The 22,920-nt window shown below is 68.4% G+C and carries 26 protein-coding genes, 1 tRNA gene and 1 pseudogene; 15 read left to right on the forward strand and 13 right to left on the reverse strand.

What is annotated here, in order from left to right; all coding sequences use genetic code 11:
• The first annotated feature begins 79 nt into the window (after positions 1–79).
• The 4 genes from ACWH43_RS10325 (at position 80) to ACWH43_RS10340 (ending at position 4,307) form a co-directional block, all read left to right on the forward strand.
• Entirely contained in the window at positions 80–514 is a 435-nt protein-coding gene (locus ACWH43_RS10325; protein WP_158443379.1) for a hypothetical protein, read from the forward strand.
• A gap of 219 nt (positions 515–733) precedes the next feature.
• Positions 734–2,734, forward strand: coding sequence for an acetyl-CoA carboxylase biotin carboxylase subunit (locus ACWH43_RS10330; RefSeq protein WP_158443378.1), 2,001 nt, complete (start codon positions 734–736; stop codon positions 2,732–2,734).
• 15 nt (positions 2,735–2,749) lie between these two features.
• Positions 2,750–3,370 (forward strand): glutathione S-transferase family protein, encoded by a 621-nt coding sequence (locus ACWH43_RS10335; protein WP_158443377.1) that lies wholly within the window; start codon positions 2,750–2,752, stop codon positions 3,368–3,370.
• A 148-nt stretch (positions 3,371–3,518) separates the two neighbouring features.
• Positions 3,519–4,307 carry a YdcF family protein gene (locus ACWH43_RS10340; RefSeq protein ID WP_158443376.1) on the forward strand — a complete coding sequence of 263 codons (789 nt, stop codon included), beginning with the start codon at positions 3,519–3,521 and terminating at the stop codon, positions 4,305–4,307.
• Here the strand turns inward: ACWH43_RS10340 and ACWH43_RS10345 are convergent.
• Positions 4,277–4,576, reverse strand: a complete 300-nt coding sequence (locus ACWH43_RS10345; protein WP_158443375.1) for a DUF3253 domain-containing protein — start codon at positions 4,574–4,576, stop codon at positions 4,277–4,279. The genes ACWH43_RS10340 and ACWH43_RS10345 overlap by 31 nt on opposite strands.
• Positions 4,576–5,268, reverse strand: coding sequence for a DUF599 domain-containing protein (locus ACWH43_RS10350; RefSeq protein WP_158443374.1), 693 nt, complete (start codon positions 5,266–5,268; stop codon positions 4,576–4,578). Before ACWH43_RS10350 ends, ACWH43_RS10345 begins: the two co-directional genes overlap by 1 nt.
• A 134-nt stretch (positions 5,269–5,402) precedes the next feature.
• On the opposite strand from ACWH43_RS10350, the gene ACWH43_RS10355 reads away from it, so the two are divergent.
• The 4 genes from ACWH43_RS10355 to ACWH43_RS10370 all read left to right on the forward strand — a co-directional run bounded on the left by ACWH43_RS10355 (position 5,403) and on the right by ACWH43_RS10370 (position 8,736).
• Positions 5,403–5,813: a rhodanese-like domain-containing protein gene (locus tag ACWH43_RS10355; RefSeq protein WP_158443373.1), complete on the forward strand. Its 411-nt coding sequence runs from the start codon at positions 5,403–5,405 to the stop codon at positions 5,811–5,813.
• Positions 5,814–5,821: 8 nt separating this feature from the next.
• Positions 5,822–5,995, forward strand: a complete 174-nt coding sequence (locus ACWH43_RS10360; protein WP_260349313.1) for a hypothetical protein — start codon at positions 5,822–5,824, stop codon at positions 5,993–5,995.
• 11 nt (positions 5,996–6,006) lie between these two features.
• Complete coding sequence (locus ACWH43_RS10365) at positions 6,007–6,651, forward strand: hypothetical protein (RefSeq protein WP_158443372.1); 645 nt, start codon at positions 6,007–6,009, stop codon at positions 6,649–6,651.
• A gap of 291 nt (positions 6,652–6,942) precedes the next feature.
• On the forward strand, positions 6,943–8,736 hold the full coding sequence (locus tag ACWH43_RS10370) for an ABC transporter ATP-binding protein (protein WP_158443371.1): 1,794 nt from the start codon (positions 6,943–6,945) through the stop codon (positions 8,734–8,736).
• Between the two features lie 67 nt (positions 8,737–8,803).
• Here the strand turns inward: ACWH43_RS10370 and ACWH43_RS10375 are convergent, their stop codons facing one another.
• The 4 genes from ACWH43_RS10375 to ACWH43_RS10390 form a co-directional block, all read right to left on the reverse strand.
• A complete protein-coding gene (locus ACWH43_RS10375; protein WP_158443370.1) occupies positions 8,804–9,319 on the reverse strand; it encodes a hypothetical protein in 516 nt (171 codons plus the stop codon).
• 220 nt (positions 9,320–9,539) lie between these two features.
• Positions 9,540–9,866: a hypothetical protein gene (locus ACWH43_RS10380; protein WP_158443369.1), complete on the reverse strand. Its 327-nt coding sequence runs from the start codon at positions 9,864–9,866 to the stop codon at positions 9,540–9,542.
• Positions 9,863–10,405 carry a gamma-glutamylcyclotransferase family protein gene (locus ACWH43_RS10385; protein WP_158443368.1) on the reverse strand — a complete coding sequence of 181 codons (543 nt, stop codon included), beginning with the start codon at positions 10,403–10,405 and terminating at the stop codon, positions 9,863–9,865. The genes ACWH43_RS10380 and ACWH43_RS10385 overlap by 4 nt, the downstream gene beginning before the upstream one ends.
• A 16-nt stretch (positions 10,406–10,421) precedes the next feature.
• A complete protein-coding gene (locus tag ACWH43_RS10390) occupies positions 10,422–11,594 on the reverse strand; it encodes an isovaleryl-CoA dehydrogenase (RefSeq protein WP_158443367.1) in 1,173 nt (390 codons plus the stop codon).
• Between the two features lie 194 nt (positions 11,595–11,788).
• Between ACWH43_RS10390 and ACWH43_RS10395 the strand changes: the two genes are divergently transcribed.
• Both ACWH43_RS10395 and dmeF read left to right on the forward strand, forming a co-directional pair.
• A complete protein-coding gene (locus ACWH43_RS10395) occupies positions 11,789–12,055 on the forward strand; it encodes a metal-sensing transcriptional repressor (RefSeq protein ID WP_158443366.1) in 267 nt (88 codons plus the stop codon).
• A gap of 14 nt (positions 12,056–12,069) precedes the next feature.
• Positions 12,070–13,068 carry a CDF family Co(II)/Ni(II) efflux transporter DmeF gene (gene dmeF, locus ACWH43_RS10400; RefSeq protein ID WP_158443365.1) on the forward strand — a complete coding sequence of 333 codons (999 nt, stop codon included), beginning with the start codon at positions 12,070–12,072 and terminating at the stop codon, positions 13,066–13,068.
• A gap of 57 nt (positions 13,069–13,125) precedes the next feature.
• Here dmeF and ACWH43_RS10405 read toward each other — a convergent pair whose 3' ends face one another.
• From ACWH43_RS10405 to ACWH43_RS10425, 5 genes and pseudogenes are all read right to left on the reverse strand, one after another.
• Positions 13,126–14,118: a CorA family divalent cation transporter gene (locus ACWH43_RS10405; RefSeq protein WP_260349312.1), complete on the reverse strand. Its 993-nt coding sequence runs from the start codon at positions 14,116–14,118 to the stop codon at positions 13,126–13,128.
• A 91-nt stretch (positions 14,119–14,209) separates the two neighbouring features.
• Positions 14,210–15,175: a glycoside hydrolase family 25 protein gene (locus ACWH43_RS10410; RefSeq protein ID WP_158443363.1), complete on the reverse strand. Its 966-nt coding sequence runs from the start codon at positions 15,173–15,175 to the stop codon at positions 14,210–14,212.
• Between the two features lie 497 nt (positions 15,176–15,672).
• Positions 15,673–16,422, reverse strand: a pseudogene (locus ACWH43_RS10415) (glycoside hydrolase family 25 protein); the annotation flags it as partial.
• Between the two features lie 184 nt (positions 16,423–16,606).
• Positions 16,607–16,691: transfer RNA gene (locus ACWH43_RS10420), tRNA-Leu, on the reverse strand.
• Positions 16,692–16,816: 125 nt separating this feature from the next.
• Positions 16,817–17,086, reverse strand: coding sequence for a FliM/FliN family flagellar motor switch protein (locus ACWH43_RS10425; RefSeq protein ID WP_260349310.1), 270 nt, complete (start codon positions 17,084–17,086; stop codon positions 16,817–16,819).
• Positions 17,087–17,221: 135 nt separating this feature from the next.
• On the opposite strand from ACWH43_RS10425, the gene lipB reads away from it, so the two are divergent.
• The 3 genes from lipB (at position 17,222) to ACWH43_RS10440 (ending at position 19,937) form a co-directional block, all read left to right on the forward strand.
• Entirely contained in the window at positions 17,222–17,929 is a 708-nt protein-coding gene (gene lipB, locus ACWH43_RS10430) for a lipoyl(octanoyl) transferase LipB (protein ID WP_158443360.1), read from the forward strand.
• Between the two features lie 67 nt (positions 17,930–17,996).
• Entirely contained in the window at positions 17,997–18,197 is a 201-nt protein-coding gene (locus tag ACWH43_RS10435; RefSeq protein ID WP_260349308.1) for a hypothetical protein, read from the forward strand.
• Between the two features lie 132 nt (positions 18,198–18,329).
• Complete coding sequence (locus tag ACWH43_RS10440; RefSeq protein ID WP_158443359.1) at positions 18,330–19,937, forward strand: carboxyl transferase domain-containing protein; 1,608 nt, start codon at positions 18,330–18,332, stop codon at positions 19,935–19,937.
• A gap of 21 nt (positions 19,938–19,958) precedes the next feature.
• Here ACWH43_RS10440 and ACWH43_RS10445 read toward each other — a convergent pair whose 3' ends face one another.
• Positions 19,959–20,369: a DUF1801 domain-containing protein gene (locus ACWH43_RS10445; RefSeq protein WP_158443358.1), complete on the reverse strand. Its 411-nt coding sequence runs from the start codon at positions 20,367–20,369 to the stop codon at positions 19,959–19,961.
• A gap of 24 nt (positions 20,370–20,393) precedes the next feature.
• Positions 20,394–20,858 (reverse strand): DUF1801 domain-containing protein, encoded by a 465-nt coding sequence (locus ACWH43_RS10450; RefSeq protein ID WP_158443357.1) that lies wholly within the window; start codon positions 20,856–20,858, stop codon positions 20,394–20,396.
• A gap of 173 nt (positions 20,859–21,031) precedes the next feature.
• Between ACWH43_RS10450 and ACWH43_RS10455 the strand changes: the two genes are divergently transcribed.
• Entirely contained in the window at positions 21,032–21,925 is an 894-nt protein-coding gene (locus tag ACWH43_RS10455; protein ID WP_158443356.1) for a dienelactone hydrolase family protein, read from the forward strand.
• Between the two features lie 118 nt (positions 21,926–22,043).
• Positions 22,044–22,805 carry an SDR family oxidoreductase gene (locus ACWH43_RS10460; protein WP_158443355.1) on the forward strand — a complete coding sequence of 254 codons (762 nt, stop codon included), beginning with the start codon at positions 22,044–22,046 and terminating at the stop codon, positions 22,803–22,805.
• Positions 22,806–22,920: the final 115 nt, after the last annotated feature.

Genomic DNA, 22,920 nt, shown 5'->3' on the forward strand with positions numbered 1-22,920 from the left:
CTGCTTCTCGCCCCGGATGCATGGTGATCCCACAACAGGGACATACCGGCACAAAACAACGCCGGACAGGGGTTCAGACATGATCGGACATGAGTTTCGTGAATTCGTCGATCGCGTGATGGATCATCGCGCGATCGACCAGAACGACGTCAATATTCTTCAGCGCGAGATCTTGGCCGACACGGTCGTGACGCGCGACATCGTCGATGTTCTGGTCGCGCTCGACCGGGCCGTTCCGGAAAGCTGCGAGGCTTTTTCGGATTACCTCGTGGCGCTGGTCGTCGATTTCGCCGTCTGGGACAACCGCCCGACCGGCGTGATCGACCGCGACAAGGCGCATTGGCTGGTGACGACGCTTTCGGCCGGCGAGGGGCCGAGCCCGACCGCCCGGCGCATCGCCAGCGAGATCGTGCGCGAGGCCGAGCATTGCGACGAGATGCTGCTCGCCTTCGCCTTCGCCAAGGGCGCCTCGAAGGAGGCCGGCGCCGGCTACCGCGTCCTGCTCGCGAGCTGAGCCTGCGCATTCGCGCACAACGGCCTGGCGCCGATCGCGCCCGGATCGCGCTGGACGAGGGCGCGATCCGGGCGCTTTTCCTGTGCTCCGGATCGTCCAAGCAGCGGGTTCGCCGGGCGATCCGATGCATGGCCGGGCTTCGCAGCGATGGACGCCGGTTGCGGCGTCCCATACACCCCGGCTATTGCAGTCTGGACTGAAGCCGGGAGTGGCCCTCGCATGTTCACGAAGATCCTGATCGCGAACCGCGGCGAGATCGCCTGCCGCGTCATCAAGACGGCCCGGCGCATGGGCATTAGGACGGTCGCCGTCTATTCGGATGCGGATCGGGACGCGCTGCATGTCGAGATGGCCGACGAGGCCGTGCATATCGGCGCGGCGCCCGCCGCCCAGTCCTATCTGCTGATCGACAGGATCATCGCCGCCTGCAAGGCGACCGGCGCCGAGGCCGTGCATCCGGGCTACGGCTTCCTCTCCGAGCGCGAGGCCTTCGCCCGGGCGCTGAAGGAGAACGGCATCGTCTTCATCGGCCCGAACCCCGGCGCGATCGCGGCGATGGGCGACAAGATCGAATCGAAGAAGGCCGCGGCTGCCGCGAAAGTCTCGACCGTTCCCGGCTTCCTCGGCGTCATCGAGAGCCCCGAACATGCGGTGACGATCGCCGACGAGATCGGCTATCCGGTGATGATCAAGGCTTCGGCCGGCGGCGGCGGCAAGGGCATGCGCATCGCCCATTCGGCCGCCGAGGTGGCGGAGGGTTTCGCCCGCGCCAAGTCGGAAGCGGCCTCGTCCTTCGGCGACGATCGCGTCTTCGTCGAGAAGTTCATCGTCGATCCGCGCCATATCGAGATCCAGGTGCTGGGCGACAAGCACGGCAACGTCATCTATCTCGGCGAGCGCGAATGCTCGATCCAGCGCCGCAACCAGAAGGTGCTGGAGGAGGCGCCGTCGCCGCTGCTCGACGAAGCGACCCGCAGGAAGATGGGCGAGCAGGCCGTGGCGCTGGCCAAGGCGGTGAACTATGACTCCGCCGGCACGGTCGAGTTCGTCGCTGGGCAGGACAAGTCCTTCTATTTCCTCGAGATGAACACCCGCCTCCAGGTCGAGCATCCGGTGACCGAGATGGTCACCGGCATCGACCTCGTCGAGCAGATGATCCGGGTCGCTTATGGCGAGAAGCTTGCGATCGCGCAGGAAGACGTGAAGCTCGACGGCTGGGCGGTCGAATCCCGCGTCTATGCCGAGGACCCGACCCGCAACTTCCTGCCCTCGACCGGCCGGCTCGTGACCTACCGGCCGCCGAGCGAGGGGCCGGACGGCGAGGCGGTGGTGCGCAACGACACCGGCGTCTTCGAAGGCGGCGAGATCTCGATCTATTACGACCCGATGATCGCCAAGCTGGTGACGCATGCGCCGACGCGCGAGGCGGCGATCAAGGCGCAGGCGCGCGCGCTCGACGCCTTCGCCATCGACGGCATCCGCCACAACATCCCCTTCGTCTCGGCGGTGATGCAGCATCCGCGCTGGATCGCCGGCCGTCTCTCGACCGGCTTCATCGCCGAGGAGTTTCCCGAGGGCTTCTCGCTGCCGCAGCCGCAGGGCGAGACGGCCCTGCGCATGGCGGCGATCGCCATCGCCTGCGACCACAAGCTCAACCGGCGCAAGCGGCAGGTCTCGGCGCAGATGGAGGGGTGGCGCAAGGTTTCCTTCGACCGGCAGCGCATCGTCGAGCTCGGTGGTGAACGCTTCGAGGGCGAGGTGTCGGAACAGGGCGAGGCCGTGCTCGTCGCCTTCCCGGAGCGCAGCGTCAGCGTCGTCAGCGACTGGGCGCCCGGCGAGCCGGTCTGGCGCGGCACGCTCGACGGCGTCAAGGTCGCGGCGCAGGTGCGGCCGATCCTCAACGGCGTGGCGCTCGGCCATGCCGGCGCCTATGCCGACGCGCATGTCTACACGCCGCGCGAGGCGGAGCTGGCGGCGCTGATGCCGGAGAAGGTCGCCGCCGATGCCGGCAAGTTCCTGCTCTGCCCGATGCCGGGGCTGGTCAAGTCGATCGCCGTCGCGGTCGGGCAGGAGGTCAAGGCGGGCGAGCCGCTCGCCATGGTCGAGGCGATGAAGATGGAGAACGTGCTGCGCGCCGAGAAGGACGCGACCGTCGCCAAGATCCTGGCGAAGGAGGGCGATTCGCTCGCCGTCGACGCCGTCATCCTCGAATTCGCCTGAGCGGAGCACGCCGTCTTGCTGAAGATCTGGGGCCGGCTCAGCTCGATCAACGTCCAGAAGGTCGTCTGGGCGGCCGGCGAGGTCGGGCAGGATTTCGCGCGCATCGACGCCGGCGGCCCCTTCGGCGGGCTCGATACGCCGGAATTCCGCGCGCTGAACCCGAACGGGCAGATCCCGGTGCTGGAGGACGGCGCCTTCCGCCTGTGGGAATCGAACAGCATCGTGCGCTATCTCGCGGCCCGCTACGGCGCGTCCGGGATCTGGGAAGCGGATCCGGCGCGCAGGGCCGATGCCGAGCGCTGGATGGACTGGATGCTGTCCGAGCTCCAGCCGGCGACGGCGCCGGTGCTGTGGGGCACCGTGCGCAAGGTGCCGGGCCATACCGACCCGCAGGCGATCGCGGCCGGGATGCGGCGGACCGAGGCGCTGATGGCGATTCTCGACGCGCAGCTCGCGGACCGGCCCTTTCTGGCGGGCGAGCGCTTCGGCGTCGCCGATATCGCCGTCGGCTGCGGTGCGCATCGCTGGCTCAACATGCCGGTCGAGCGGATCGCGCGGCCGCATGTGCAGCGCTGGTATGCGGAGCTGTTCGCGCGCCCGGCGGCGAAGGCCGCGCTGCCGCTCCCGGTCGCGTGACGGCCTTCCGGCTGGGTGGACACGCGGCGTCCCGGTTCCGGGCCGATGCAAAATCAGACGCCTGGACCATCGGGCTGAAGACGATCTTCAACCTTCCGATCCAGAGTGACCGTCGCGTTCCCTCTGTTTTCCCGCCGGTGCGAGCCCGATGTTCTTCATCCTGTCCAAAATCGTCTGGTTCCTGTTCTCGCCGGTCAACTTCGTCATCCTGCTCGCGGGGCTTTCCGCGCTGCTGGCCTTCACCCGCTTCGCGCGCCCGGCGCGCTGGCTCGGCCTGTTCGCCGTCGTCCTGCTTGGCCTGATGGCGTTCAGCCCGCTGCCGCGCGCGGTCATCCGGCCTCTGGAGGATCGCTTTCCCCAGCAGGATGCGGCCAGGGGTCCGGTGACCGGCATCGTCGTGCTCGGCGGCGCGATCGGGCTGGCGCGCGGCGATGTCGTGCTCAACGCCTCGGCCGCGCGCATGACCAAGGCGGTGGAGCTGGCGCGGCTGCATCCGCAGGCGAAGGTCGTCTTTTCGGGCGGCGCCGCCACCCTGATCTCGCAGGCGACCGTGACCGAGGCCGACGGCGCCCGGCGCCTGATGGAAGGGCTCGGGCTGGAGCCCGGCCGGCTGATCCTCGAGGACAAGTCGCGCAACACGCGCGAGAACGCGATGTTCAGCCGCCGCCTCGTCGATCCCAGGCCCGGCGAGCGCTGGCTGCTGGTGACCTCGGCCTGGCACATGCCGCGGGCGATGGGCGTGTTCCGCAAGGCCGGATTCCCGGTCGAGGCCTTTCCGGTCGACTACTGGTCGAGCGGGAAGCCCGGCGACTTCCTCCGGCCCTATAGCCGGGCGCCGCGCGCGCTCGAAATCGCCGATAACGGCTTCAAGGAATGGGTCGGCCTCGTCGCCTATCGCCTGGCCGGCTATACCGATTCGCTGTTCCCCGGCCCGTGATCTCCGCCGCGGGCGGTAGGCAGCGAGAGCCGGTAGACGCCGCGGAAATCGTCGGGGTCGACCGGGCGGCCCTTGCGCGTGATGACGAGCCGGCCCTCCTTCATCAGCGTCACCGCCGCGCGCCGCAGCGGCTGCATCAAGGGGCCCCAGCCGTCGGGATGGTCGCCGCCGAGCGAGCGGGCGACGTCCATCGGCGAGAGCGTGCGGCCGGGCTCCTGCTGCGCCAGCAGGGCGAGGATCGCCGCTTCGAGCTCCGCGGGCTGCGCCATCACCGTTCCTCCGGATAGCCGAAGACGCGGGCGGCGTCGGAGGCGAACTGGCGCCGATACATCGCGACCAGCACGGCAGCGGTGAAGATCAGGAAGGTCACGGGGCCGAGGAACCAGCCCATATAGGCCAAAGCGAGGAAGAAGGCGCGCTGGCCGCGGTTGAAATGCCGCCCGCCGGCGACGTTCATCTCGATGGTCTCGTGGACGGCGCGCTGCGCCCCCTGCTTGTCCGGGCTGTCGGGCGGGGGCAGGGCGCCGATCAGGATGACGCAGTAGTTGAACAGCCGGTAGGCCCAGGCGAACTTGAAGAAGGCGTAGCCGAAGATCATGGCGAGGCCGATCACCTTGACCTCCCAGACCGTGCGCGTCGGCGCGACGTTGAGCGGCAGGTCGGAAAAGATGGCGACGACCCGCTCGGCCGACTGCAGCAAAGCGAGCGTGCCGCCGATGGCGATGATCGAGGTCGAGGCGAAGAAGGCGGTGCCGTTCTGCAGGCCGTTCATCACCTGGGCGTCGAGGATGCGGTTGTCGCGGTTCAGCGCCTCCTGGACCCAGCGGGCGCGGCGCAGGTTCATGCGCATGTTCAGGCTCTTGGCCGCATGCGGGCCGCGCTCGACGGCATGGTGATAGCCGATCCAGGCGAGGACGAAGAATGCGAGCGCCACCAGGTCGAGGTTGCTGAATCCGATCATGGCGCCGCTTTGCCATCTCATCCGCCGCGGGGGCAAGCAGCTTGCGACGGCCTGCGCGGGCCGGCAAGGCGCCGGCCATTGACGCATCGGCCGGGAGCCGCCACCTTGCGCCCGATTTCGGGGAGGACGATGCCATGCCGCAGACCATCACCAAGGGCTACAAGGCCCTGGTCGCGGAAGCGGAGAGCCGGATCGAGACCCTGTCGGTGGCCGAGGCGCAGGCGCTCCACGGCCGCGACGAGGTGGTCTTCGTCGACCTGCGCGATCCGCGCGAGCTGGAGCGGGAAGGGCGCATGCCCGGCGCCTTCCACTGCCCGCGCGGCATGCTGGAATTCTGGATCGACCCGGAGAGCCCCTATGCGAAGCCGGTCTTCCAGGAGGACAAGCGATTCGTGTTCTTCTGCGGCGGCGGCTGGCGCTCGGCGCTGGCGGCGCAGGCGGCGCAGGAGATGGGGCTGAAGCCGGTCGCCCATCTCGCCGGCGGCTTCGGCGCCTGGAAGCAGGCCGGGGCGCCGGTCGAGCCGCCCGCTCCCCGGAAGGGCTGAGCCCGGACTTGTCCCATATCGTCATCGTCCTGCTGATCGCGGCCTTCGTCTTCCGCAAGCCGCTCGGCCGTCTTCTCGCCCGCCGCTTCCCGAATCGGGCCAGGCGCCAGCAGGTTCTCGGCACGATCATCGCGGCTTTCCTGCTGGTGATGGTCCTGCGGCTCGTCGCGGCGCTGTGGTAGCAGGAGGCAGGATGAAGCGTCTCGCAGGGATCGTCCGCCAGTTCGTCCTGTGGCTCGGGATCGCCATCGGCCCCATGCTGCCGGCCGCCGCGCCCGGCCTTGCCGCCGGCGGCGGTTCGACGCCGGGGGCGGGGCGCGCCAGCGCCTTCGTCCAACCCGTATTGCCGGCGGATTTCTGCGCCGTGGTGCCGGGTGCCGGCGCCATGCAGGGAGAGCTCTGGCGCAGGACGGTCCCGCCCCCGGAGCGCGGCGCGACGCTGCGCTTCCTGGCGGTGGATTGCGCCAGCTTGCACCGGCTGGAGGCGGGGCACCTCGCCCGGCCGGCCGCGATGCTGACGATCTTCGACCTCCAGCCCGATCCGCGCCTGCCGCCGGCGCCGGAGGCCGCGCTCGAGGCGCTGGAGAAGCGATTCGGCGCGCCGGAGCTCGCGGCGAAGGCGCCCGTGCTCGGGCGGGACGAGCAGGCCGTCTATCTGCAGCAGGGGGACTGGTCCGCCCAGGCGGCGCCGGGGCCGCGCGGCGTGTCGGCCTTCGCGTTCCGCGGCGCCGGACCCTTCGTCGTCAATATCTTCCACTTCGCGAAGCCCCCGGCCGTCACGGCGGTTCGCGAGCAGGTCGAGGGCGTGGTGCGCAGCGTGATCGAGGGCTCCCGCTGAGATTTCGCCGGCTCATCGGCGATTGTTCACAGGCGGGGTTGCGTCCTGCCTGAAATTCAGGCATTTTCCTCCGCCTTGGCTCCAACTCACGAAAGGGAGGGCTGAATGGCATTCACCATCTTCGTCGCTCCCAGGCGACCAAACCGGCACTAGGTCGGTCTCGCGCGAGGTCCGCCGGCTGGCGACCTCCTGAGCCTTTTTCCAAACCCTTTCGTTCTTCGCTGGAGCCGGCGTGCGCCGCCGTCTCCCTTCGATCTGGAGTCGGCGGCCTTCGCGGCGCCGAATGATCCTATGTCTCTCGATACTCAAACCGAGCGGCGCGAGCCGTTCCGGGCCGTTCTCGGCTTCACCTTCCGTCATTGGGCCCGCCAGCCCGGAAAGGTCGCCTGGGTGGCCGGCGTCATGGTCGCCGCCACCCTCGCCGAGCTGTTCACACCGGTCTACGCCGGCCGCCTCGTCGACGCCGTGGCGAGCGGCACCGGCGGCGCGGAAGCGGCGCTGTGGGCGCTCGCCGCGATGATGGCTCTGGCGGCGGTCACCGTCGCGGGGCGGCATTTCGCCTTCGTCGGCCTCATCAGCATGACGCTCCAGACGATGACGCAGGTGGCGCAGGAGGCCTTCGCGCGCCTGCAGCGCTTCTCGACCGACTGGCACGCCAACAACTTCGCCGGCTCGACAGTGCGCAAGATCACGCGCGGCATGTGGGCGCTCGACCTCCTGACCGACACGATCCTGATCGCGCTGCTGCCCTCGCTGGTCATCCTGCTGGGCATGACGGCGCTCCTCGCCTGGCAGTGGCCGGTGATGGGGCTCGTCGTGGCGCTCGGGGCGCTGGCCTATATCGGCATGACGCTCACGCTCTCGCTGCGCTTCGTCGCCCCGGCGGCGCGGCTGGGCAACGCCTGGGATACGCGGCTGGGCGGCGCACTGGCGGATTCCATCACCTGCAACCCGGTGGTGAAGGCCTTCGGCGCCGAGGCGCGCGAGGATCTGCGCCTGGCGACGGTGGTGGCGAAGTGGAGCCTCAGGACGCGGCGCGCCTGGCTGCGCGGCACCTGGTCGGGCACCGGCCAGCTCGTCGTGCTGCTCGCCCTGCGCGCCGCGGTGATCGGCCTGGTGATCTGGCTGTGGCTGAACGGGCAGGCCGGCGCCGGCGACGTCGCCTTCGTGCTGACGGCCTATGCGGTGGTGCACGGCTATCTGCGCGATGTCGGGCAGCACGTCCACAATCTCCAGCGCTCGGTCAACGACATGGAGGAGCTCGTCTGGATGCACGACCTTCCCTATGGCGTGCCCGACCGCAAGGGGGCGGTGGCGATGGAGGTCACGCAGGGCGAGATCGCCTTCGAGGACGTGACCTTCCATTACGGCGGCCATCACGATCCGCTCTACCGGGACTTCTCGCTCACCATCCGCGGCGGCGAGAAGGTCGGCCTCGTCGGCCGCTCGGGCTCCGGCAAGACGACCTTCGTCAAGCTGGTGCAGCGGCTTTACGACGTCACCGGCGGGCGCATCGCGATCGACGGGCAGGACATCGCCGGCGTGACGCAGGAGAGCCTGCGCCGGCAGATCGCGATCGTGCAGCAGGAGCCGGTGCTGTTCCACCGCTCGCTGGCCGAGAACATCGCCTATGGCCGGCCCGGCGCCTCGCTGGCGCAGATCGAGCAGGCGGCGCGGCTCGCCAATGCGCATGACTTCATCATGCGCCTGCCCAAGGGCTATGCCACGCTCGTCGGCGAGCGCGGCATCAAGCTCTCGGGCGGCGAGCGCCAGCGCGTCGCGCTGGCCCGCGCCTTCTTGGCCGATGCGCCGATCCTGATCCTGGACGAGGCGACCTCCAGCCTCGATTCGGAATCGGAGGCGCTGATCCAGCAGGCGATCGAGCGGCTGATGGAAGGCCGGACCACGATCGTCATCGCGCACCGCCTCTCGACGGTCAGGGCGATGGACCGCATCCTGGTCTTCGATCGCGGCCGCGTGGTCGAGGAGGGGCCGCACGAGGCCCTGCTCGCCCGCGAGGACGGTGCCTATCGCGCGCTGTTCGAGAAGCAGGTCCGCGAGCTGGCCAAGGGGCTGGCGGCCTGACGATCGGCAGAAACGGAAAGGGCCGCGCGAGCGGCCCTTTCCTCTCGTCGGGCGGTGGGCGAACGGTTCAGGCGGCGGATTGCGCGCCTTCGTCTTCGGAGCGGCGGCGGCCCAGCAGGAACCACAGGCCGGAGCCGAGAATGCCGACGATGCCGGCGCCGCCGCCGACATAGATCATGTCGCGATCGAGATCGGCCTGCTGGTGGGCATCGTCGCGGATCACGACGCTGTCCTTGCCCTGCTCGCCGGGAAGGTACTTGATCGGCAGCGCATCGACGGTGAGCCGGTCATTGGCGATGATGCGGCTGGCGAACTGGTGCGAGATCGACACCTTCTCCGCCGTGCGCTCCTGGCCGGAGGCGTCCTTCCAGGCAAGGTCGACGGTGTAGCTCGTGCCGCCGCGGCGGCGCTTGGTGCGGGTGGCGCCCTCGACGGAAGCCTGGGCCTCGATGCCTTCGGCCACGACCTTCTTCACGCGCTCGCCATCCTGCCAGCTCATATAGGCCATGAAGGGTCCGCCAACGGCAGCAATCAACAACAGCCATTTTACCTTGCCGGCAACCCAGCCAATAATTCCGCTCATAATCGCCTCCTTACGGACAATGCTCGAAATAACCAGTCTGGCGGACAGGTTAATTGAGGCGATTTTGTGGCAATGAATGCCATGCTCCAGTCATTCCACGAGAAACGACCGCCCTTTCTGCGGGCTGAACGCTCGTGATGCGCCGGACTGCAATTATTCTATTTACCGTAACGGGAGGCTGGCTTGCTTTTGCGAAAGCAGTCCGTTCATCTGCCTTCGATCACTGCACGGACTTCAGGTATTCTGTTGCGCTCCTGCACGCGTCCCGCCTGCTCTTGAAGGTGAAGGCATGTTCGCGCACGGCGGTCCGGAATTTTTCGACGTCGTCGGCGTCGGCCGCGCGCAAGGTGCCTTGCGCCGTCAACAGCAGCATGGCTTTCAGTTGCCCGACATAGCGCTCGCCGCATTCCTGCGTCACCCATTCGGTCATCGCCGCGATGCGGAGCAGGCGTGCGACATCGTCCTTCGTCGCCGGCTGGGCGCCGGCATGCGGCAGCGGCAAACCGGGCAGGAGGGTGAGGGCGATCGCCAGGACGCGTGGCGTCATTCGCGCTGTCCCGGTTGGTGAATTGTTTCAGGAGCGGCCGCGCGGGCGCGCACGCCCTTCACCGGGCCGGGCGGCGGCGCGCCGGTCTCCTGTTCCAATGGCTTCAGACCGAAGCTCGGCTTGGTCAGAAAACGATTCAGGTTGGCGATGCAAGCCTCTGGCAGTCCGAAATGTTTTGCGCCGAGGATGACTGTTTCCATATAGCCCGGCTTCGGTTTTCCGGGCTCGCCCGAGCGACCGATATAGATCAGGGCGCGCTTGGCGCCGCCGGGTACGATCACCGGCTGGCTGATCTTCACATAGAGCCCGCTGGCGATGTCCTCGAACTTGTCGAGCGCGCGGATATCGCCGAGCGAACAATCCCAGAGCACCCCGTGAACCGCCTCGCGCGGATCGCGGATCACCGAGGCGTAGCCGTCGCGCGTGACGATGAAGCGATGCCGGGGCAGGCGGGCAAGGCCGAGCGCCCGGGAATGCGGGCAGCGCTCGGCCATCCCGGCCGGGTCCATGTTGAGGCCATAGGCGAAGTAGAGGGGCATGGGGGGCCCTCTACCTTCACTTCGTCTTGTTGAACAGCTCCCGCCCGATCAGCATGCGGCGGATCTCGCTGGTGCCGGCGCCGATCTCGTAGAGCTTGGCGTCGCGCAGCAGGCGCCCCGTCGGATAGTCGTTGATATAGCCGTTGCCGCCGAGGAGCTGGATCGCGTCGAGCGCCACCTGCGTCGCCTTCTCGGCCGCGAGCAGGATCGCGCCGGCGGCGTCCTCGCGGGTGGTTTCGGCCCGGTCGCAGGCTTTCGCGACGGCATAGACATAGGCCCGGCAGGAGTTCATCGCGACATACATGTCGGCGACCTTGCCCTGGACGAGCTGGAACTCGCCGATCGACTGGCCGAACTGCCGGCGCTCATGGATATAGGGCATGACCACGTCGAGCGCCGCCTGCATGATGCCGAGGGGGCCTGCCGCCAGCACGACGCGCTCGTAGTCGAGCCCGGACATCAGCACGTTGACGCCGCGCCCGACCTGGCCCAGCACGTTCTCCTCTGGCACCTCGCAATCCTCGAAGACGAGCTCGCAGGTGTCCGAGCCGCGCATGCCGAGCTTGTCGAGCTTCTGGTGGGTCGAAAAGCCCTTCATGCCCTTCTCGATCAGGAAGGCGGTGATGCCGCGCGGGCCGGCCTCGGGATCGGTCTTGGCGTAGACCACCAGCGTCTCGGCGATCGGGCCGTTGGTGATCCACATCTTGTTGCCGTTGAGGAGGTAGCGGTCGCCCTTCCTGTCGGCGCGGGTGCGCATCGAGACGACGTCGGAGCCGGAGCCGGGCTCGGACATGGCGAGCGCGCCGACATGCTCGCCCGAGATCAGCTTCGGCAGGTATTTGCGCTTTTGCGCCTCGCTGCCGTTGCGGCGGATCTGGTTGACGCAGAGATTGGAATGGGCGCCGTAGGAGAGGCCGACGGAGGCCGAGGCGCGGCTGATCTCCTCGACCGCGATGCAGTGCTCGAGATAGCCGAGGCCGGCGCCGCCATAGTCCTCCTCGACGGTGATGCCGTGCAGGCCGAGCGCGCCCATCTCGGGCCAGAGATCGCGCGGGAACTGGTTCGTCCGGTCGATCTCCCCGGCGCGCGGGGCGATCTTCTCCTGCGCGAAGCCATGGACGGTGTCGCGGATCGCATCGGCGGTCTCGCCGAGGTCGAAATTGAAGGGGCGCGGCGCGTTGGCGAGCATGGCGGAACCTCCCGGCAGAGCGTTGGGAGCGGAACTCCCTTGCCCTTGTTATAGCCGGGCCGTGACGCGCGCGTCAGTGCGCAGGCACGCCCGGCGCGGTTTGGCGTCGGTGCGGCACCGCGGGCGAGGAACGGCACCCCAATCGGCAGGTGCCAGGGCTTGCATATCCTATCCAGGGGGATAGGATAACGCATATGAGCCATGCAATGGATTCCGACATCATCAACCGCCTGCGCCGCGCACAGGGGCATCTCGGCACCGTCGTCGGCATGGTCGAGGCGGGCAGGGCGGTTCCCGAGGTGGTGCAACAGCTCCAGGCGGTCGAGAAAGCTTTGTCGAAGGTCAAGGAGCTGCTGATCTTCGATCATATCGAGCATCATCTCTTCGACCGCGCCGAAGCGGCGACGCCGGAAGCACGACGGATGATCGAGAGCCTGAAGGCCCTCACCAAATACCTTTGAGACGGAACGAAACCATGGCCGAGACCCACCGCTTCGCGCCGCGACACGAGCATGTGTTCCTCGGAGCCGACCATGACCGCCATGAAAGGCGAACCTGGATCGTCGTCGGGCTGACGCTCGTGACGATGATCGTCGAGATCGTCGCGGGCACGCTCTTCGGTTCGATGGCGCTCGTCGCCGATGGCTGGCACATGTCGACCCATGCGGCGGCGCTGGGCATCGCCGGCTTCGCCTACAGCTTCGCGCGGCGCCACGCGCATGATCGGCGTTTCACCTTCGGAACCGGCAAGCTGGGAGACCTCGCGGCCTTCGCCAGCGCCCTCGTTCTGATGCTGGCCGCGCTCTTCATCGCCTGGGAATCCGTGATCCGGCTGGCGAGCCCCGTCGCGATCGGCTTCAATCAGGCGCTCGTGGTCGCCGTGCTCGGCCTCGGCGTCAACCTCGCCAGCGCGCTGATCCTGAAGGAGGATCATCACGGGCACGGCCATGCGCACGGCCATGAGCATGGCCACTCGCATGGCGGCCGCGATCGCCATGATGCGCACGACCATCGTCATGAAGACCATGGCCATCCGCAGGCGCTCCGTCGCGGCGCTGACAACAATCTCCGGGCGGCCTATCTCCATGTTCTCGCCGATGCCTTCACCTCGGTGCTGGCGATCGGCGCCCTGCTCGGCGGCAGCCTCTATGGCTGGATCTGGCTCGACCCGGCGATGGGGCTGATCGGCGCGCTGGTGATCGCGCACTGGTCGATCGGCCTGATCCGCCGGTCCGGCGCGGTTCTGCTCGATGCCGTGCCCGACGCGGCCCTCGTCGATGCCATCAAGGAGCGGATGGACGCGGCCGGGGCGGAGGTCGCCGATCTGCATCTGTGGCAGGTCGGGCCGGGGCACTATGGCGCGATCGTTTCCGTCGTGGCCGTGGAGGCGGCGGCGCCGGCGGTCTACAAGGCGCATCTGGCTGCCCTGCCGCAGCTCGCGCATCTGACGGTCGAGGTCAATGCGGCGGCCTAGGCAGCAGGACGCCGGGGCGCGGTCCTTTCCGCGAGCGCGCAATCAGGTCTCAGGCCCTCAGTCGCCGATCACGCCGCGCCGGCGCAGCAGGATCAGGGTCAGCAGCGCCGCGAAGACGCAGGCCAGCGCGACATAGACGGCCCCCGCATCCGCCTCCATCCAGGGCAGCCCCCGGACGTTGATGCCGAACAGGCCGGTGATGAAGGTCGCGGGCAGGAACAGCGCGGTCAGGATCGAGAGCACATAGAGCTGCCGGTTGGTGCGGTTGGCCGAGCGGGCGGCGATCTCGTCCTGCAGCAGGCGCGCGCGATCCTGCACCGACTGGACGTCATGGTGGAGCGTGTCGATCCGCAGCAGCAGCCGCGCCGCCGTCGCCTTGACGGCATCGGGCGCGCTGCGGCCCGATTGCGCCTCGGCGAAGCGGCGGAACAGCACATGCAGCCCGCTGAGCTGGCGATGCTGCCGGACCGCGACGCGCCGGATCGACCCGACGCGCTGCGGGCCGTCGCGCAGCCGGTCGAGCAGGATCTGGTCCTCGACGTTGTCGGTCTCGTCGATCAGGCGCACGACGCTGTCGGTGAGGTCGTCGATGATGTATTCGATGATCTGCTCGAAGAGCGCGCTCGGGCTTTCCGCCGGCTCGCCGCGGTCGAGCGCCTCGGCGGTCATCCGGATCGAATGCAGCGCCTCGCGCCGGCCGGTGAGCAGGAACCGCTCGCCGATGATCCAGCGCAGCGCACCGACGCTGTCGGATTTCTCGCCGACGCTGCGGATCAGGTCATGCGAGACGCCCCAGGCGAGCTGGGCCGAGTGGTCGAGCCGCTGATGCGTCTCCTGCGACAGGAAGACCTCGCGCGCCGCGTCGGGCAGCTCCTGCGCGGCGACCCAGCTCTGCGCGCGGGTATGGACCAGGTCGAGATGCAGCCAGACGAAGCCCTCCTCCGGCGCGAGCTCCGGCAGCTCCTCGCGCGGGATCGGGGCGGGGCGCCCCTCGGCGTCGAAGCGGTAGGTCCAGATGATACCGGATCGGGATTGCAGGTCGGTCGGCATCGTCGCTTGTCGGGCGCGCCGCCATGCCGCGGCGCTGCCGTCAAAGGGCTCCGCCAATGTGACGGAGGCGTGACAGCCGGCTTTGCTTTCCTCAGCGGCGCCCGAGCGAGCCGGTGATGCCGACATCGCGGTTGTCGGCGGTACGGGCCGGGATGCGGCCGGGGGGGACGAAGCGCAGCCTGGTTCCGCCGGCCGCCTTGGGCGCGCGCAGGCCGGCCGGTGTCGGCGGCGGCGTGCGTACCGCGACCTTCGGCTCGCCGCCGTGCCATTTGCGCGCGCCGATGTCGAAACGGCCCTGGCGCCAGGCCTCGAACTCCCGCTCGCTGCCGAAGAAGGCGTTGCGGTCGACATGGCCGACGATGCCGGGGACGCGGCCGGTGGTGGTGAACTGCCAGAATTCCCAGCGGTCGCGGGCATAGCGCTTGGCCAGCGGCGCGGCCGTCGAGCGCAGCCAGTAGGGGTGGTCGTTGAAGGCGCCCTCGAGCACGTCCTCATGGAAGTTGATGTCGGTGTAGATGATCGGCTTCTTGCCGGTGTGCGCGCGCAGGCCCGCTATCATGATCCGGATCTTCTCCAGCGCGTCCTCGCGCGAGACCCGGCGGCTGCATTGCGAATCGTTCTGCCATTCGACGTCGAGCACCGGCGGCAGGGCGTCGGGGTCGCGCGGGATATGCTTCTTGATCCAGCGCACCTGGTCCTTGGCCGGGCGGCACCACCAGACGAAATGATAGGCGCCGCGCGGGATGCCGTGCTTCTTCGCCTCGGCCCAGTTGCGCTTGAAATTGGGGTCGACATGGTCGCCGCCCTCGGTTGCCTTGATGAAGGCGAAGCGGGTGCCGGCATCCTTGACCTTCGCCCAGTCGATATCGCCCTGCCAGCGGGAGACGTCGATGCCCTGGATCACCTTGCGGCGCGCGTCGCGCACGCCGTGATGCGGCGCGCTGTCGCCCTTCTTCGGATAGAGCGCGAGGGCGGGCCCGGCCAGACAGGCGAGCGCCGCCACGAAGGTGAGAACTCCGAAGCTCGTCCCGGCCCTGGTCAGCTTGCGCGCTGGCATGTGTTCCTCCCGCATCACAGGTCCAGATGCGGAGGACGTGGTTAAGCGCCGGTTAGAATTGCGCGGCAGTCGAGAGATGTTTTTCAGCCTTGGTTAACCGGCTGAATGCGGGCGGGCGGAGACGGGGCCGCGGCGCCGTTCCGGGCGGCCGCGGGAAGGCCGCGTCTCCGAGCCGGAACCTGTGCCGGGAACGCGCCCGCGGGCGTCCCGGATTCCCGCTTCGCCGCGCCCGGGACGGCGATCCGCGCCCCGGCGGCGGGAAGATGCTCCGGGGATCAGTCCTGGACGGTCTGGTCGCCGAGCGTCTGGAAGGCGGAGGCCGTGGCCGGCACGCTGCCGGGAAGGCGCGCCACCGGCACGTCTTCCAGATCCTGCTCGGGAAGCGGGGCCGGCGCCGGCGCGGGCCCGGCCGGCGCCGGCATGGGGGCGGCCGGATGCTCGCTCGGGATCGGCTGCGGCGCGGGCGGCCGGCGCTTCTCCCAGCGGCGGGTGGCGATGTCGTATTCGCCCTGGAGCCAGCCGGCGAACTGGCTCTCGCTGCCGAAGAAGGCGTTGCGGTCGACATCGCCGCGGATGCCGGGGATCCGGGCCGTGGTGGTGAACTGCCAGAGCGCCCAGGGCCGGTTGGCGTAGCGGGCCTCGGGCTTCGCCGCCGTCGAGCGGATCCAGTAGGGGTAGTCGTTGAACCGGCCCTCCAGCACCTCCCGGTGGAAGGTGATGTCGGTGTAGATCACCGGGCGCTTGCCGGTGAGCTGCTCCAGCTCGGTCAGCATGAGCTGGATCTTCTCCAGCGCGAGCTCGCGGTTGATCTTTTGCGGGCAGGTCCGGGAATGGCCGTTCCATTCGACGTCGAGCACCGGGGGCAGGGCGTCGGGATCGTTCGGGATCTGCTGCTTGAACCAGAGCGCCTGCTCATGGGCCGGGCGGCACCAATAGACGAAATGATAGGCGCCGCGCGCGACGCCGGCGCGGCGCGCGCCCTCCCAGTTGCGCTGGAAAGCGGGGTCGACATGGTCGCCGCCCTCCGTCGCCTTGATATAGGCGAAGCGGATGCCGGAGGCCTTCACCGAGGCCCAGTCGATCTCGCCCTGCCAGCGCGAGACGTCGATGCCGTGGACGGCGTAGCTGTGCGCTTCCGCGACGCCGGGATGCGGGCGCCGGTCGCCCGCGGTGTCGAGAGCGACGCAGCCGCCGAGAGCCGCGAGCGCGGCAGCAGCCAGACAGGGCAGGAGGCGGATGCGTGACATTGCGGGGACGCGGTTCTCGGAGGGCGGACGAGACAAGTTGATCGCCGATTTACGTTACCAAAGTTCTGACGCCTGTCAGCCCGGCCCGGCGCGCTCCGGCCCGAATCGCGCAGGGAGATCGCGGAGCCGGAAACGAGAACGGCGACCCGCGAGGGTCGCCGTTCGCTGGACTGTCGTCCGAATTTGGTGCGGTCGAGAGGACTCGAACCTCCACGGGTCTCCCCGCTACCACCTCAAGGTAGTGCGTCTACCAGTTCCGCCACGACCGCAGCTCGGTTCCGGTTGCGGGCGGTGCATCCGGTGAGCGGCGCCGATCTAGCAAATCGAATCCGCCGCCACAAGAGCGTCCTTGTGGAAAAGCGAGGCCTTTCGACTTTTCCGCGACAATAGCCGTTCAGGCGGCCTCGGCGACGCTCTCGAGCGTGTAGACGGTCGGGCGCTTCAGCATCTGGGTGATCTCGACGGAGATGCGCGCGCCGCTGACGACGACGATTCCCTTGGCGAAGGGGTGGTTGTTCGCGAGAATCTGGACCTCATCCGTCTCGCTGGCGTTCAGCTCGATGATGGCGCCGCGGCCGAGTCGCAGCAGCTTGTAGATCGGCATCTGTGTCTGCCCGAGCACGACGGTGAGCTCGACAGGAACGAGATCGAGATCGGTCTTCAACTCCGGCCTCCGGAACCCTACTTCAGAATTGGACCAGCGAAACTTGCCTATCGGCGGCTTTTGGGCGCAAGAGGCTCGGGTCAAGGTCGGCCGGGCGGCGCCGGCCCGGAAACTTTGGACGGACATGGTTAAGCCATGGTGAATCTGCGCGAGGCGCTGGCGGTTTCCTTCCTGCCGGAGACGGAGCCGGCTGAGCCGGTGGAATGGGTCGTGGCCGAAGGGCTGACGGGCTATGACGCGGCGGTGGCCGAGATGGAGAACCGCGCCGGGCTGATCGCCGACGGGCTGGCGCGCGAGCGCGTCTGGCTGGTCGAGCATCCGCCGCTCTACACCGCCGGCACCTCGGCCCGCGACGAGGACCTGATCGCGCCGGAGCGCTTCCCGGTGTACCGCTCCGGTCGGGGCGGGCAGTTCACCTATCATGGCCCCGGCCAGCGCGTGGCCTATGTCATGCTCGACCTGAAGCGGCGCCAGCCCGACCTGCGCCGCTTCGTCGCCGCGCTCGAAGGCTGGCTGATCGGCGCGCTCGATGATTTCAACATCCGCGGCGAGCGGCGCGAGGACCGCGTCGGCGTCTGGGTGCGGCGGCCGGAGCGGGGAGCGGCGGTCGAGGACAAGATCGCCGCCATCGGCATCCGCGTGCGCCGCTGGGTCTCGTTCCACGGCATCTCCTTCAACGTCGATCCGGACCTCTCCCATTTCGACGGCATCGTGCCTTGCGGCGTCAGCCGGCACGGCGTGACCTCGCTCGTCGATCTCGGACTGCCGGTGACGATGCCGGAGGCCGATTCGGTGCTGCGCGAGGCGTTCGAGCGCGTCTTCGGCCCGACCGTTTCCGCTTGATTCAGCTTTCGTTAGCCATGCGGGGCCCATGCTTCGTCCAGTTTTTGATCAAAAACGGGGACGAGAGATGCGGGTTTTTCTTCTCGCGGGCAGCCTCGGGCTGCTGCTCGCAGCGTGCAACACCACGGACCAGCGCATCGCCGGTGCGGCGGCCGGAGCGGGCGCGGGGGCGCTGGTCGGCGGGCCGATCGGCGCGGTAGCCGGCGGAGCGATCGGCGCCGTCGCGGCGCCCTCCGTCACCGGATCGATCAATCGCGCGAGCGAGTAAGGCGCAGGGCCGCGAGCGAGGCGGGCCTTCGGCGCGGAATTGCCCGGCTGCGTTCGGGCGTCCGTGCCGGTTGGCGTTTTCGGCGCGGCGCGCCATAACCTCGGCGGAGATTGTCGCCGAGGGAGCGCGCCCGTGCCGGTCATCGAAAGCAAGGTCGATCTGGATTCGGCCGAGACGCGCGCCAATGCCGAGGCCTGGGCCGGGCTGCGCAATGAATTGCAGCAGCGGCGCGCCACCGCCGCGCTCGGCGGCAATGCGAAGTCCCGCGAGCGCCATACCTCGCGCGGCAAGCTGTTGCCGCGCGAGCGCGTGCTGCGCCTGACCGATCCGGGTTCGCCCTTCCTCGAGATCGGCTCGCTCGCCGCCTTCGACATGTATGGGGGCGATGTCCATGCCGCCGGCATGATCGCCGGCATCGGCCGCGTCGCGGGCCGCGAATGCATGATCGTCTGCAACGACGCGACGATCAAAGGCGGCACCTATTACCCGATGACGGTGAAGAAGCATCTGCGGGCGCAGGAGATCGCGCGCGAGAACCGGCTGCCCTGCATCTATCTCGTCGATTCGGGCGGGGCGAACCTGCCGCACCAGACCGAGGTCTTCCCCGATCGCGAGCATTTCGGCCGCATCTTCTACAATCAGGCGACGCTTTCGGCCGAAGGTATCCCGCAGATCGCCGTGGTGATGGGCTCCTGCACCGCCGGCGGCGCCTATGTGCCGGCCATGTCGGACGAGACTGTCATCGTCAGAAAACAAGGCACTATTTTTCTAGGCGGCCCGCCGCTGGTGAAGGCCGCGACCGGCGAGGTCGTCTCGGCCGAGGACCTCGGCGGCGCCGATGTGCATGCGCGGCTTTCCGGCGTCGCCGATCATTATGCCGGCGACGACACCCATGCGCTGGCCATCGCCCGGCGCATCGCCGGCAACCTCAACAGCGTCAAGCGGCCGGATATCGACATCGCCGAGCCGGTCGAACCGCTTTACGATCCGGCCGAGCTCGAAGCCGTGGTGCCGACCGACCTCAAGAAGCAGTACGACATCCGCGAGGTGATCGCGCGGCTCGTCGACGGCTCGGAGTTCGACGAGTTCAAGAAGCTCTACGGCACGACGCTGGTGACGGGCTTTGCCCGCATCCACGGCATCCCGGTCGGCATCATCGGCAATAACGGCATCCTGTTCTCGGAGAGCGCGCTGAAGGGCGCGCATTTCATCGAGCTCTGCTGCCAGCGGCGCATCCCGCTGCTCTTCCTGCAGAACATCACCGGCTTCATGGTCGGGCGCGACGTCGAGACCCGCGGCATCGCCAAGGACGGCGCCAAGCTCGTCACCGCCGTGGCCTCGGCGCGGGTGCCGAAGATCACGGTGCTGGTCGGCGGCTCCTTCGGCGCCGGCAATTACGGCATGTGCGGGCGGGCCTACAGCCCGCGCTTCCTGTTCACCTGGCCGAATTCGCGCATTTCGGTGATGGGCGGCGAGCAGGCGGCGAGCGTGCTCGCCACTGTCCGGCGCGACAATATCGAGGCCGAGGGCAAGAGCTGGCCTTCCGCCGAGGAAGAAGCGTTCAAGGCACCGATCCGCGAGAAGTACGAGGAAGAGGGCTCTCCCTACTTTGCCACGGCGCGCCTCTGGGATGACGGCATCATCCTGCCCTCCGAGACGCGTCGCGTGCTGGCGCTGGCCTTTTCGGCGACGCTCAACGCCGAAATCCCCGAGACGACATTCGGCGTGTTCCGGATGTGAGGCCGTCTCGGCGCCGGCGCCTTATTGGCGCGGCTTGCGCGGCCGAGACGACGCGTTGAGGGCCGCGGCCGCGCGGATCAGGGCCTGGAACGCATCCGCATCGATCGTCTCGTCCTCGCGGATGTCGATGGCGCGCCGCGTCTTGCCTTCGAGGCTGGCGTTGAACAGCTTTGCCGGATCGTCGAGGGAAGCGCCCTTGGCGAAGGTCAGCTTCACCACGGCCTTGTAGGTCTCGCCGGTGCAGATGATGCCGTCACGCGACCAGACCGGCACGCCGCGCCATTTCCATTCCTCGACGATGTCGGGCACCGCCTGCCGGATCAGGCCGCGCAGGTGGGCGAGCATCTCGCCGCGCCAGTCGCCCAGTTCGCGAATCCGCGCGTCGATCAGCCGGGAGGGAGACTCGTCGTCCCGGGACTCGTTCCTGCTCATCGTGGTCCTCCTTCCGCTCGTCTGTCAGACAATCCAGCCGGGCAGCTTCGACGCCTGCACGACCCAGCTCGCCAGGAGTTCCTCGTCGAATGGGTCGCCCTCGCGGATATGAAAGTAGCGCGTATTCTCGTCCTTGGAATCGACGGGAGGGACGGGAGACAGCGACGCACCGCGGAAAAACGCCAGTTTGACGTAGTTCGTGAAGCAATGGATGCCGAGGAACCAGCCCCGGCCCTCGATGCCATAGAGCGGCGAGTTCCATTTGACCGCTTTTCGGACGTTGGGAACCTCCCGCGTGACCAGCGCGTCGAGGCGTCGTCCGACATCGGCTTTCCAGCCCGGCATCGCGGCGATGTAGGCTTGCACGGGGGCGTCCCCATCGGCCTTCGCGATCTGGGGATTGCCGCCTGCGAGGAGCCTCGGTTTCCCTGCGCCCGGCCCGGAATCCGGTTTTTCCGCCTTCGCGGCCTTCGCTGTCTTATTCGCCACCGCATGCACTCCTGTTTCCGAAAACGGCGGGGATCCGGGTCCGCTTTTGCGCTGGCCGAGGCGCGTCCGTCGACGGCAGTCGGGCTCACGCCACTGTGACCGGCGCGCCGTTCTCCGCGCTTGGCAGCCGCGCTTCCCGGCCTCAGGCTCCGCCGAGCGAAAGGGAGTCTCTCATGATCACATCAGTCAAGACCGCTGCGAAAAATGAGCTCGAAGGGTTGGACGGATTGAAGACGGAGCCGTTCTCGCGGCGGGGCTTCGTGATGACCGGGCTGGTCAGCGGCTTCACCCTCGCCACGACCGTGGTCCATGGCCAGACGATCAACACCGACAGCAAGGGCCTCGTCGCCGGCGAGGTGAAGATCCCGACCGCCGATGGCGAGCTGCCGAGCTATCGCGCCATGCCGGAGGGGGCGGGGCCGTTCCCGATCATCCTCGTGGTGGAGGAGATTTTCGGCGTCCACGAATACATCAAGGATATCTGCCGGCGCCTGGCCAAGCTCGGCTACTGCGCCGTGGCGCCGGAGCTTTACGCGCGGCTCGGCGATCTCTCGAAGATGACCGATGCGCAGGTCATCGTGCGCGACGTGATCTCCAAGGCGCCTGACGCGACCGTGCTCTCGGATCTCGATGCCACCGCCAAATGGGCCGCGGCCTCATCGAAGGGCGATGCCGCCCGGCTCGGCGTCACCGGCTTCTGCCGGGGCGGCCGGGCGGTCTGGCTCTATGCGGCGCATAATCCGCAATTGAAGGCCGCGGTCGCCTGGTACGGGCCGCTCGGCGGCAATCCCACCGCTATCCAGCCGAAGACGGCCGCCGATGTCGTCGGCGATCTCAAGGCGCCGGTGCTGGGCCTCTATGGAGCGGCGGATACCGGCATTCCGGTCGCCAGCGTCGAGAAGCAGCGCGATGCCGCCAAGGCCGCCGGCAAGACGGTCGAGATCGTGATCTTTCCCGATACGCCGCATGGCTTCCACGCCGATTACCGGCCGAGCTACCGCAAGGCGCAGGCCGAGGATGGCTGGGCGCGGATGCTGGCCTGGTTCAAGCGCTACGGCGTCGCCTGAGGGGCGTCCACCCGTCGCCGTCGCCGGCATGGCCTGCATCGGCAGCTCTTCCTTGTCCTGCGCCGGCGCTTATGCTCTTGGTCGAAACGATTGAATGGCCGAAAGCAAGAGGAAACGCATGGCTTACCACGACAAGGTCGCGATCATCACCGGCGCCGGCTCGGGCGTCGGCCGGGCGGTCGCCATCGCCTTCCTGAAGGATGGCTATCGCACGGTTCTGGCTGGGCGCCGGGCGGATGCGCTGGAGGAGACGATCGCGCTCTCCGGCGTCGACAAGGGGCGGGCGCTCGCCGTGCCGACCGACGTCACCGACAAGGCCTCGGTCGAAAATCTCTTCGCGAAGACCAGGGAGGCCTTCGGCCGGGTCGACGTGCTGTTCAACAATGCCGGCGTCAATGCGCCGGGCGGCGTGCTGCTGGAAGACCTCTCGCTGGAGGACTGGCAGAAGGTGGTCGACACCAACCTGACCGGACCCTTCCTGTGCACGCAGGAGGCCTTCAAGGCGATGAAGGCGCAGCAGCCGCGCGGCGGGCGCATCATCAACAACGGCTCGATCTCGGCCCATGCGCCGCGGCCGAACTCCGTCGCCTACACCGCGACCAAGCATGCGATCTCGGGCCTGACCAAGACCGCCTCGCTGGACGGGCGCAAATACGACATCGCCGTCGGGCAGGTCGATATCGGCAACGCCCTGACCGAGATGGCGAAGAAGATGACCACCGGCGTGCCGCAGGCCGACGGCTCGATCAAGGTCGAGCCGGTGATGGATGTCGATCATGTCGCCTCCACGGTGCTGCACATGGCGGGCCTGCCGCTCGAGGCCAACATCCTCTTCGTCACGGTGATGGCGACCAAGGCTCCGCTCGTCGGGCGCGGCTGAGGGCGCTTCGCCTCCCGCTCCGGAATGGCCGGGGCGGGAGGCCGGAAGCGGCCCAGCCGGGTTTGCGCAACAAGGCGCAGACAGGAGCGACGGGCGGGCTATAACTGGCGGCAAC

Source organism: Allobosea minatitlanensis (genome assembly GCF_964020775.1).